Genomic DNA, 10,284 nt, shown 5'->3' on the forward strand with positions numbered 1-10,284 from the left:
GCCAAATACCTGACTAAAACAGTCAAGTAAATAGTTGACCAAATTACTCGGGAATGTCAGACTTGGCCCTGCTATGCAATACCCATATTAATAAAAAGCCCGGCCAGGGGCGAGTTTGAGGTTAAGTAAGACATGAGACTGACATCTAAAGGGCGTTATGCCGTGACCGCGATGCTTGACGTTGCGCTCAACTCTGAAACGGGCCCGGTGCCGTTGGCAGATATTTCAGAGCGTCAGGGAATTTCGCTTTCCTATCTGGAACAGCTGTTCTCTCGCCTGCGTAAAAATGGCCTGGTTTCCAGCGTTCGTGGCCCAGGCGGCGGTTATCTGTTAGGTAAAGATGCCGGCAGTATCGCCGTCGGCGAAGTCATTAGCGCCGTGGACGAATCCGTTGACGCCACCCGTTGCCAGGGCAAGGGCGGCTGTCAGGGCGGCGATAAATGCCTGACTCACGCGCTGTGGCGCGATCTGAGCGAACGCCTGACCGGCTTCCTGAACAATATCACCCTCGGGGAACTGGTGAATAACCAGGAGATCCTCGATGTTTCCGGTCGTCAGCATCAGCACGAAACCCAGCGCAATGCGCGCACCCAGGACGCGATCGACGTTAAACTGCGCGCCTGAGTGACCCGTCCCGTTTCGGGCTGCGGCTGACAGGGCGAGGCAGCGCGAAACGGCGGGACAACGATTATAAAGAGCTTTCAGAATCAGGCCGGGATGCTCCGACATTCCGTGTACTCGGTCGTACATCAAGCCGGTTGCCTGATTCCTTGCATTGAGTGATGTACGGAGTTTAAGAGCAATGAAATTACCGATTTACCTCGATTACTCCGCAACCACGCCGGTGGACCCGCGTGTTGCCGAGAAAATGATGCAGTTCCTGACCATGGACGGGACCTTTGGTAACCCGGCCTCCCGTTCCCACCGTTTTGGCTGGCAGGCTGAAGAGGCGGTTGATATCGCCCGCAATCAGATTGCCGAGCTGGTCGGTGCCGACCCGCGCGAAATCGTCTTTACCTCTGGTGCGACTGAATCCGACAACCTGGCGATCAAGGGTGCAGCCAACTTTTATCAGAAAAAAGGCAAGCACATCATCACCAGCAAAACCGAGCATAAAGCGGTTCTGGATACCTGCCGTCAGCTGGAGCGCGAAGGCTTCGAAGTGACCTACCTGGCGCCGCAGAGCAATGGGATTATCGATCTGAAAGAGCTGGAAGCGGCGATGCGTGACGACACCATCCTGGTTTCCATCATGCATGTGAATAACGAAATCGGCGTGGTGCAGGATATCGCTACCATCGGCGAGATGTGTCGCGCCCGCGGTATCATTTACCACGTAGACGCCACCCAGAGCGTGGGCAAGCTGCCTATCGATCTGAGCCAGCTGAAAGTTGACCTGATGTCCTTCTCCGGCCACAAAATCTACGGTCCGAAAGGCATCGGCGCGCTGTACGTGCGTCGTAAGCCGCGTATTCGTATCGAAGCGCAAATCCACGGCGGCGGCCACGAGCGCGGTATGCGTTCCGGTACTCTGCCTGTTCACCAGATCGTCGGCATGGGTGAAGCTTACCGTATCGCCAAAGAAGAGATGGAAAGCGAGATGGCGCGTCTGCGCACGCTGCGCAACCGTCTGTGGAACGGCGTGAAGGATATGGAAGAAGTGTACCTCAACGGCGACCTCGAGCAGGGCGCGCCGAACATTCTTAACGTCAGCTTCAACTATGTTGAAGGCGAGTCGCTGATTATGGCGCTGAAAGACCTGGCGGTTTCCTCCGGTTCAGCCTGTACTTCCGCGAGCCTTGAGCCATCCTACGTGCTGCGCGCGTTAGGCATGACTGATGAACTGGCGCACAGTTCTATTCGTTTCTCTTTAGGTCGTTTCACTACCGAAGAAGAGATTGACTACGCCATCAACCTGATTCGTAAATCCATTGGCCGTCTGCGCGAGCTTTCTCCACTGTGGGAAATGTTCAAACAGGGCGTGGATCTGAACAGTATTGAATGGTCACATCACTAATTCGGCACCAATAAGGAGAATTCATCATGGCTTACAGCGAAAAAGTTATCGATCATTACGAGAACCCGCGCAACGTCGGCTCTTTTGACAACAGCGACGAGAACGTCGGCAGCGGCATGGTCGGCGCGCCGGCCTGCGGCGACGTGATGAAGTTGCAGATTAAAGTCAACAATGAAGGTATCATTGAAGACGCGCGCTTCAAGACCTACGGCTGCGGTTCCGCTATCGCTTCCAGCTCTCTGGTTACCGAGTGGGTGAAGGGCAAATCCCTGGACGAAGCGCAGGCGATCAAGAACACCGATATCGCCGATGAACTGGAGCTGCCGCCGGTGAAAATTCACTGCTCTATTCTGGCGGAAGACGCGATTAAAGCCGCGATTGCGGATTACAAAAGCAAACGTGAAGCAAAATAATTAGTTGAGGTTTTGTTATGTCGATTACTCTTAGCGACAGTGCAGCAGCGCGAGTCAATGCCTTCCTGGCAAACCGCGGAAAAGGGTTTGGCCTGCGCCTGGGCGTGAGAACCTCCGGCTGCTCAGGTATGGCCTATGTACTGGAGTTTGTTGACGAGCCGGCGGCTGAAGACACCGTGTTTGAAGACAAAGGCGTGAAGGTCGTGATCGACGGCAAAAGTCTGCAATTCCTCGACGGCACGCAGCTGGACTTCGTCAAAGAAGGCCTTAACGAAGGGTTCAAGTTCACTAACCCTAACGTCAAAGATGAGTGCGGCTGCGGCGAAAGCTTTAACGTATAATCGGTACTCCCCAACCCCACCGCGGTCACGCCGCGCGTGGGGTTTTCGTTTAGATGCATGACCCTGAGGTTACTATGGACTATTTCACCCTCTTCGGGTTACCAGCCAGCTATACCCTCTCGCTTGAACAACTGGCTGTCCGGTATCAGGATCTGCAGCGCCAGTACCATCCGGATAAATTTGCCAGCGCGCCCGCTGCGGAACAGCTTGCGGCGGTTCAGTATTCCGCCACCATTAACCAGGCCTGGCAGACGCTGCGCCATCCCCTGACCCGCGCAGAATACATCCTCTCGCTGCATGGCTTCGATCTGGCCAGCGAGCAGCATACCGTTCGCGATACCGCGTTCCTGATGGAACAGCTGGAACTGCGCGAAGAGCTGGATGAGATCGGCCAGGCGAAAGACGAAGCGCGGCTGGAAGGCTTTATCAAACGAGTGAAAGCGCTGTTTGATACCCGCCATCAGCTGATGGTTGACCAATTGCATAATGAGAGCTGGGAGGCGGCGGCGGACACGGTTCGTAAGCTCCGTTTCCTCGATAAACTGCGCAGCAGTGCTGAAGAACTCGAAGAAAAACTGCTCGATTTTTAATTTTCGGAAGCAATTATGGCCTTATTACAAATTAGTGAGCCCGGCCTGAGCGCCGCGCCGCACCAGCGTCGTCTGGCGGCCGGTATCGACCTGGGCACCACCAATTCTCTGGTGGCTACCGTGCGTAGCGGCCAGGCCGAGACTCTGCCCGATCATCAAGGCCGCTATCTGCTGCCGTCGGTGGTGAATTACCACGCATCGGGGCTGACCGTCGGCTATGACGCCCGGCTGAACGCCGCCCAGGATCCCGCCAATACCATCAGCTCCGTGAAACGGATGATGGGGCGCTCCCTCGCCGATATCCAACATCGCTATCCGCATCTGCCGTATCAGCTGCAGGCCAGTGAAAACGGCCTGCCGATGATCCAGACCGCCGGCGGCCTGCTGAACCCGATTCGCGTCTCCGCCGATATCCTGAAAGCGCTGGCCGCCCGGGCCACTGAAGCGCTGGCCGGCGAGCTCGACGGCGTGGTCATCACCGTCCCCGCTTACTTTGATGACGCCCAGCGTCAGGGGACCAAAGACGCGGCGCGCCTGGCGGGTCTGCACGTGCTGCGCCTGCTTAATGAACCGACCGCGGCGGCTATCGCCTATGGCCTTGATTCCGGCCAGGAAGGGGTGATTGCGGTCTACGATCTCGGCGGCGGCACCTTTGATATTTCTATTCTGCGCTTAAGCCGCGGGGTGTTTGAAGTGCTGGCCACCGGCGGCGACTCGGCCCTCGGCGGCGATGATTTCGATCATCTGCTGGCGGACTACCTGCGCGAGCAGGCGGGCTTCAGCGACCGTAGCGACAACCGCCTGCAGCGTGAGCTGCTGGATGCCGCCATCGCGGCGAAAATCGCCCTTAGCGATGCCGAGGTGGCGCACGTTGAGGTCGGCGGCTGGCAGGGCGATATCACTCGCAGCCAGTTTAACGATCTCATCGCCCCGCTGGTAAAACGCACGTTAATGGCCTGCCGCCGGGCGCTGAAAGACGCTGGCGTTGAGGCGCAAGAGGTGCTGGAAGTGGTGATGGTCGGCGGTTCCACCCGCGTGCCGCTGGTGCGCGAGCGCGTCGGCGACTTCTTCGGTCGCACCCCGCTGACCTCCATCGACCCTGACAAAGTCGTCGCCATTGGCGCGGCGATCCAGGCCGATATTCTGGTCGGCAACAAGCCGGACAGCGAACTGTTGCTGCTCGACGTTATCCCGCTGTCGTTAGGGCTGGAAACCATGGGCGGCCTGGTGGAGAAAGTGATCCCGCGTAATACCACCATTCCGGTGGCCCGCGCCCAGGAGTTCACCACCTTCAAAGATGGCCAAACGGCGATGTCCATTCATGTGATGCAGGGCGAGCGTGAGCTGGTGCAGGATTGCCGCTCCCTGGCGCGCTTTGCGCTGCGCGGTATCCCGGCGCTGCCGGCGGGCGGGGCGCATATTCGCGTCACCTTCCAGGTGGACGCCGATGGCCTGCTGAGCGTCACGGCGATGGAAAAGTCGACCGGCGTGGAAGCCTCTATTCAGGTGAAACCGTCTTACGGTCTGACCGATGGCGAAATCGCCACCATGATTAAAGATTCGATGAGCTACGCCGAACAGGATATTCAGGCGCGCATGCTGGCTGAACAGAAAGTGGAAGCCGCACGCGTCCTGGAGAGCCTGACAAGCGCGCTGGCCGCCGACGCCGCGCTGTTAAGCGCCGCGGAGCGTCAGGCTATCGATGCCGCTGCGGAGCAGGTACGCGCCGCCGCGGCAGGCGACGACGCCGACGCCATTAAAGAAGCGATTAAAAATATCGACACACAAACCCAGGAATTCGCCGCCCGCCGTATGGATCAGTCGGTCCGTATCGCGCTGAAAGGCCAATCCGTGGACGAGGTTTAAAATGCCAAAAATTGTATTTCTGCCCCACCAGGACCTGTGTCCGGATGGCATCGTTGTGGAAGCTGAGACCGGTGAAACTATTCTGGATGCGGCGCTGCGTAGCGGCATCGAGATTGAACACGCCTGCGAAAAATCCTGTGCCTGCACCACCTGCCACTGCATCGTGCGTGAAGGCTTTGACTCGCTGGCGGAAAGTACCGAAGATGAAGACGATATGCTGGATAAAGCCTGGGGACTGGAGCCTGACAGCCGCCTGAGCTGCCAGGCGCGCGTCACCGACGAAGATCTGGTCGTTGAGATCCCGCGTTACACCATCAACCACGCACGCGAGCACTAATATGGCACTGAAATGGACCGACAGTCGTGAAATCGGCGAAGCGCTGTATGACGCTTACCCTGACCTCGACCCAAAAACCGTTCGCTTTACCGACATGCATCAGTGGATTTGCGATCTGGAAGAGTTTGATGATGACCCGAACGCATCCAATGAAAAAATTCTCGAGGCGATTCTGTTAGTCTGGTTAGACGAAGCCGAATAATTTTCGCATCATGATTTATGCGGCGGTATAAAGTCGGATGAATCATTGAGCGAGAGAACGTTACGGGCTGCCATACGGTGGCCCGTTTGCTAAGAAGGATAATGATAATGACCGAAGCCATGAAGATTACGCTTTCCACTCAGCCAGCCGATGCGCGCTGGGGAGAAAAGGCGTCTTACAGCATTAATCATGACGGCATCGCCCTGCATCTCAACGGCAAAGACGACCTGGGCTTGATTCAGCGCGCGGCGCGTAAAATTGACGGCATGGGGATCAAACATGTCGCGTTAAGCGGCGAAGGCTGGAACACCGACCGCGCGTGGGCGTTCTGGGCGGGTTATAAAGGCCCGAAAGGCACCCGTAAAGTTGAATGGCCGACGCTGGACGATGCGCAGAAAAGCGAGCTGGATAACCGTCTGACCATTATTGACTGGGTGCGCGACACCATCAATGCGCCGGCGGAAGAGCTTGGCCCGGAACAGCTGGCGCAGCGCGCCGTCGACCTGCTGTGCAGCGTGGCGGGCGAGAAGATGAGCTATCGCATCACCAAAGGCGAAGATCTGCGTGAGCAGGGCTATCTCGGCCTGCACACGGTGGGCCGCGGCTCCGAGCGCCCGCCGGTTTTGCTGGCGCTGGACTATAACCCGACCGGCGATAAAGAAGCCCCGGTATACGCCTGTCTGGTAGGTAAAGGCATCACCTTTGATTCCGGCGGCTACAGCATCAAACAGAGCGCCTTTATGGATTCAATGAAATCCGATATGGGCGGCGCGGCGACTATCACCGGCGCCCTGGCCTTCGCTATTACCCGCGGGCTGAACAAGCGCGTGAAGCTCTATCTGTGCTGCGCCGACAACCTGATCAGCGGCAACGCTTTCAAACTGGGCGATATTATTCATTATCGCAACGGCAAAACCGTCGAAGTCATGAACACCGACGCCGAAGGTCGTCTGGTGCTGGCGGATGGCCTGATTGACGCTTCGGCGCAGAAGCCGGAGCTGATCATCGATGCCGCCACCCTGACCGGCGCGGCGAAAACCGCGCTCGGCAACGACTACCACGCGCTGTTCAGCTTTGACGATGCGCTGGCGAATCGCCTGCTGGCGAGCGCTCAGGCGGAAAATGAAGCGTTCTGGCGTCTGCCGCTGGCCGAATTCCACCGTCATCAGCTGCCGTCTAATTTCGCGGAACTGAACAATACCGGCAGCGCCGCCTATCCGGCCGGCGCCAGCACCGCGGCGGGCTTCCTGTCCCACTTCGTGGAAAACTACCACCAGGGCTGGCTGCATATCGACTGTTCGGCAACCTACCGCAAATCTGCCGTTGAGCAGTGGTCGGCGGGCGCGACGGGGCTTGGCGTACGTACTATCGCCAATCTGCTGACGGCTGAGTAATGGCCTTGCCGGGTGGCGCGACGCTTACCCGGCCTGGAAAATCCGCAGGCCCGTGCGGACGTAGCGCCGCCGGGCGATTTTTGAAGTAGCCAAACTATGTCCGAAACCAAAAACGAATTAGAAACCCTGCTGGAAAAAGCGGCTACCGAGCCCGCTCATCGTCCGGCATTTTTCAGCGCGCTGCTTGAGGCCACCGTCTGGGTACCAGGCCGCGCAGCCGATGGCGAGCAGATTGTCGAAGATAGCGCGCTGGATCTGCAGCACTGGGAAAAAGATGACGGCACGTCGGTCATTCCGTTCTTCACTTCGCTTGAGGCCCTGCAGCAGGCGGTGGAAGACGAACAGGCTTTCGTGATGATGCCGGCCCGCACGCTGATGGCGATGACTCTCGGTGAATCGCTGTTCCTCAACCCGAAGCTGCCGAACGGTAAAGCGTTCACCCCGCGCGAAATCAGCCATCTGCTCGGGGAAGAGGGCAGCCCGCTCAGCACCCAGACGGTGCTGGAAGGGGGGGAAGCGCTGCTGCTGTCTGAAGTCGCCGAGCCGCCGGCGCAGATGGTGGATTCGCTGACCACGCTGTTCAAAACGCTGAAAACCGTCAAGCGGGCGTTCCTGTGCTCGATCAAAGAGCACGCCGACGCGCCCGCTAATCTGCTGATCGGCATTGAAGCGGAAGGGGATATCGAGTCCATCATTCAGACCACCGGCAGCGTGGCCACCGATACCCTGCCCGGCGATGAGCCGATCGATATTTGCCAGGTGGTGGAAGGCGAGAAGGGCATCAGCCACTTTATGATTGCCCATATCACGCCGTTCTATGAAAAGCGCTGGGGCAGCTTCCTGCGCGATTTCAAACAAAACCGCATTATCTGACAGCGGGGGCGGTTGCCCCCGGTTTCGGTATGCTTTCAGCTCGATGCAAAAGCGGGGTTGCAAAAGTTAATGCAGGGCGGCAACGATCCGTGGATAGGCTGACGCCATGTTATAGAGCAGAAATCCCGTCACGCACAGCGTGACGACGCCGTTGAAGAGCGCCATATCCCCGCGCCAGGCCCGGCACCTTTCCTCTCCCAGCAGATAGCGTAGCGCTGCTACCAGCCCGGCGAGCAGCACCATCAGAAAACCCAGCAGCGCCTGATGACCATAGGTGATCAGCGGGACGTCTTCCAAAGTGACGCCGAGAAAGCGGGTATAAACGGAAACGGGCGCAGGAACCAGGCTTAACCATGTCCGGTTCCATTGCGGCCAAAAATAGAGGAGTGCGCCGCCGACCAGCAGGCCAGCGATGCCTCCCAGCCAGGGAAGGCGCGGGGAATACGCAGAATGTGGGTTGGAGACTAATGCCATTTTCACTCCTTGTGGTGCCATCAGGTTATGGATTAAACGCTCAATCCAGGCGCTGGCCCCGACGGCGCGCGTTAATCGCGCTATCGGTGGGAGATGGTGAATTAGTCAGGACAACCTTCGAGCCTGGCGTAAAGATCCTCATGAATATATTCCAGCTCCAGCAAGGCGCAATCGCGTGACTCGTTGAGGGCTTGTTGATGCTGCCATTCGTCGTGGCTCTCCTTTCCACCGGTAAAAATCCCCTGCAAATATTCAATCAGCGACGATTCTGCCAGCCAAAGCTCATTCTCTTTACCCTCGAAGCGGACGACAGGATATTCACCCTGTTCATCACGCTCGGTGACGTAGATAAATACCTGCTGATCCCCGGGATGGCAGAGGCGAATCAGGGCAGGAAGACGCGGATCGTCGTTCCAGACGGGCATTAGCTCTTCAAAATCCAGCCCGATCATATCAAGGCCATTCATATAATAAGCCTCTTCATCCAGCGAGTCGGAAAGCAGGACGCCATGTTCATCAATGGCGTTCAGAACCGATTCCAGCACCCGTTGACCGTAGGGGCTTGTCAGCTGGCAATCGTAGGCCAGCAGCGCTTTCAGACTCTCCGGAAGCGCCACGGTTTCGCTATTTTGCGGATCACGGTATTTCCGGACGCGCAGGCGATCCACTTCGTCTACGGGCATCGGTTTCGGGGTGGGATTGCGGTTGTGCTTGTGTACGACATCCATGAGATCCGCTAATGAAAAAGCCATCATTCAATTTCCTTATAGAGTGGGCGGCAGTAAAGCCAACACGGCAGGCGCAAGCCCTGCGGCCGCACAGAGTAGATGGTTTAGCGACTGGCAGGAGAATGAGGCGGAGAAAATCAGAAATTATTTAGTGGCCGCGGGACGGGACGTCCGCGGCCATGCCGCGTTTATTGAGCGGCAGGAGCCGGTTCAATCGGCAGATCGCTGCGCGCCCCCCATTCGCTCCATGAGCCGTCGTACAGGCAGACGCCGTTCACGCCAAGCGTGGTGAGCGCCAGCACGACCACCGCCGCCGTCACGCCGGACCCACAGCTGGCGATAATGGGCCGATCAAAATCGACGCCCTGACGCAAAAAGATGTCGTTCAGCTCGTCGACGGTCTTCAGCTCGCCGTTAATCACCAGCTCCGTCCACGGGACGTTCAGCGCGCCGGGGATATGCCCGCGCCGCAGGCCGGGGCGCGGTTCGTCAGCCTGGCCGTTAAACCGGGCCGCCGGACGCGCATCGACAATCTGCGCCGATCCTTCATGGCTGACCAGCAGCACGTCGGTCAGGCGCTTAATTTGCTGAGGATCGAACCGCACGTCGAATTCTCCTTCGGCCACCTCCGGCACCCCTTGTTCCAGCGGCAGCTCGTCGCGACGCCAGCCCTCCAGCCCACCGGCCAGAATCGACACTTTCTCCACGCCAAAGGCGCGCAGCATCCACCAGGCGCGCGGGGCGGAAAACAGATTGCCTTCGTCATAGACGACCAGGTGCTTATCGCTGCAGACGCCCAGTTCGCGCATGGCCACGGCAAACGCCTCGGCGCGCGGCATCATATGCGGCAGCGGGCTGGTGTGATCGGACAGCGCCTCGATATCGAAAAACAGCGCGTTCGGCACGTGGCCGGCGCGGTACTCCGCGGCCATATCGCGCAGGGCCTCCTGCCCGGCGGGCGCCATGCGGGCGTCGATAATCTGGATCTCCGGGTCATCAATATGTTCCGCCAGCCAGTCGGCGGCGACAAAAAACGAGGTGGACATAGG

At 58.3% G+C, this 10,284-nt stretch carries 13 protein-coding genes; 10 read left to right on the top strand and 3 right to left on the bottom strand.

Annotated features, from left to right (window positions below; genetic code table 11):
* Positions 1 to 132 precede the first annotated feature (132 nt).
* The 10 genes from iscR (at position 133) to sseB (ending at position 8,033) form a co-directional block, all read left to right on the top strand.
* Positions 133 to 624, top strand: coding sequence for a Fe-S cluster assembly transcriptional regulator IscR (iscR, locus tag AC6CWS_RS00260; RefSeq protein WP_002913993.1), 492 nt, complete (start codon positions 133 to 135; stop codon positions 622 to 624).
* Between the two features lie 178 nt (positions 625 to 802).
* Positions 803 to 2,017 (top strand): cysteine desulfurase, encoded by a 1,215-nt coding sequence (gene iscS, locus AC6CWS_RS00265; RefSeq protein ID WP_017900428.1) that lies wholly within the window; start codon positions 803 to 805, stop codon positions 2,015 to 2,017.
* Positions 2,018 to 2,043: 26 nt separating this feature from the next.
* Positions 2,044 to 2,430: a Fe-S cluster assembly scaffold IscU gene (gene iscU / locus AC6CWS_RS00270; protein WP_002913991.1), complete on the top strand. Its 387-nt coding sequence runs from the start codon at positions 2,044 to 2,046 to the stop codon at positions 2,428 to 2,430.
* Between the two features lie 17 nt (positions 2,431 to 2,447).
* A complete protein-coding gene (gene iscA / locus AC6CWS_RS00275) occupies positions 2,448 to 2,771 on the top strand; it encodes an iron-sulfur cluster assembly protein IscA (protein ID WP_002913979.1) in 324 nt (107 codons plus the stop codon).
* A 74-nt stretch (positions 2,772 to 2,845) separates the two neighbouring features.
* Positions 2,846 to 3,361: a co-chaperone HscB gene (hscB, locus tag AC6CWS_RS00280; RefSeq protein WP_080901523.1), complete on the top strand. Its 516-nt coding sequence runs from the start codon at positions 2,846 to 2,848 to the stop codon at positions 3,359 to 3,361.
* 15 nt (positions 3,362 to 3,376) lie between these two features.
* Positions 3,377 to 5,227 (top strand): Fe-S protein assembly chaperone HscA, encoded by a 1,851-nt coding sequence (gene hscA / locus AC6CWS_RS00285; RefSeq protein ID WP_023290643.1) that lies wholly within the window; start codon positions 3,377 to 3,379, stop codon positions 5,225 to 5,227.
* Between the two features lies 1 nt (position 5,228).
* The gene (gene fdx / locus AC6CWS_RS00290) at positions 5,229 to 5,564 is read left to right on the top strand and encodes an ISC system 2Fe-2S type ferredoxin (protein ID WP_004201872.1); all 336 of its coding nucleotides are present in this window, start codon (positions 5,229 to 5,231) and stop codon (positions 5,562 to 5,564) included.
* Position 5,565: 1 nt separating this feature from the next.
* A complete protein-coding gene (iscX, locus tag AC6CWS_RS00295) occupies positions 5,566 to 5,766 on the top strand; it encodes a Fe-S cluster assembly protein IscX (RefSeq protein ID WP_002913954.1) in 201 nt (66 codons plus the stop codon).
* Between the two features lie 107 nt (positions 5,767 to 5,873).
* Positions 5,874 to 7,160, top strand: a complete 1,287-nt coding sequence (gene pepB / locus AC6CWS_RS00300) for an aminopeptidase PepB (protein WP_023290642.1) — start codon at positions 5,874 to 5,876, stop codon at positions 7,158 to 7,160.
* Between the two features lie 96 nt (positions 7,161 to 7,256).
* A complete protein-coding gene (gene sseB, locus AC6CWS_RS00305) occupies positions 7,257 to 8,033 on the top strand; it encodes an enhanced serine sensitivity protein SseB (protein WP_023290641.1) in 777 nt (258 codons plus the stop codon).
* Positions 8,034 to 8,099: 66 nt separating this feature from the next.
* Here sseB and AC6CWS_RS00310 read toward each other — a convergent pair whose 3' ends face one another.
* The 3 genes from AC6CWS_RS00310 to sseA all read right to left on the bottom strand — a co-directional run bounded on the left by AC6CWS_RS00310 (position 8,100) and on the right by sseA (position 10,281).
* Complete coding sequence (locus AC6CWS_RS00310; RefSeq protein ID WP_080901524.1) at positions 8,100 to 8,507, bottom strand: hypothetical protein; 408 nt, start codon at positions 8,505 to 8,507, stop codon at positions 8,100 to 8,102.
* Positions 8,508 to 8,608: 101 nt separating this feature from the next.
* Positions 8,609 to 9,259 carry a DUF5066 family protein gene (locus tag AC6CWS_RS00315; RefSeq protein WP_080901572.1) on the bottom strand — a complete coding sequence of 217 codons (651 nt, stop codon included), beginning with the start codon at positions 9,257 to 9,259 and terminating at the stop codon, positions 8,609 to 8,611.
* Between the two features lie 164 nt (positions 9,260 to 9,423).
* Entirely contained in the window at positions 9,424 to 10,281 is an 858-nt protein-coding gene (gene sseA, locus AC6CWS_RS00320) for a 3-mercaptopyruvate sulfurtransferase (RefSeq protein WP_023290638.1), read from the bottom strand.
* Between the last annotated feature and the right edge of the window lie 3 nt (positions 10,282 to 10,284).

This window comes from Klebsiella sp. M041 (assembly GCF_059759695.1).

Bases quoted from the DNA above. Each gene is read 5' to 3' on its own strand.
- iscR (WP_002913993.1), top strand. From the start codon at position 133: ATGAGACTGACATCTAAAGGGCGTTATGCCGTGACCGCGATGCTTGAC.
- iscS (WP_017900428.1), top strand. From the start codon at position 803: ATGAAATTACCGATTTACCTCGATTACTCCGCAACCACGCCGGTGGAC.
- iscU (WP_002913991.1), top strand. From the start codon at position 2,044: ATGGCTTACAGCGAAAAAGTTATCGATCATTACGAGAACCCGCGCAAC.
- iscA (WP_002913979.1), top strand. From the start codon at position 2,448: ATGTCGATTACTCTTAGCGACAGTGCAGCAGCGCGAGTCAATGCCTTC.
- hscB (WP_080901523.1), top strand. From the start codon at position 2,846: ATGGACTATTTCACCCTCTTCGGGTTACCAGCCAGCTATACCCTCTCG.
- hscA (WP_023290643.1), top strand. From the start codon at position 3,377: ATGGCCTTATTACAAATTAGTGAGCCCGGCCTGAGCGCCGCGCCGCAC.
- fdx (WP_004201872.1), top strand. From the start codon at position 5,229: ATGCCAAAAATTGTATTTCTGCCCCACCAGGACCTGTGTCCGGATGGC.
- iscX (WP_002913954.1), top strand. From the start codon at position 5,566: ATGGCACTGAAATGGACCGACAGTCGTGAAATCGGCGAAGCGCTGTAT.
- pepB (WP_023290642.1), top strand. From the start codon at position 5,874: ATGACCGAAGCCATGAAGATTACGCTTTCCACTCAGCCAGCCGATGCG.
- sseB (WP_023290641.1), top strand. From the start codon at position 7,257: ATGTCCGAAACCAAAAACGAATTAGAAACCCTGCTGGAAAAAGCGGCT.
- AC6CWS_RS00310 (WP_080901524.1), bottom strand. From the start codon at position 8,507: ATGGCATTAGTCTCCAACCCACATTCTGCGTATTCCCCGCGCCTTCCC.
- AC6CWS_RS00315 (WP_080901572.1), bottom strand. From the start codon at position 9,259: ATGGCTTTTTCATTAGCGGATCTCATGGATGTCGTACACAAGCACAAC.
- sseA (WP_023290638.1), bottom strand. From the start codon at position 10,281: ATGTCCACCTCGTTTTTTGTCGCCGCCGACTGGCTGGCGGAACATATT.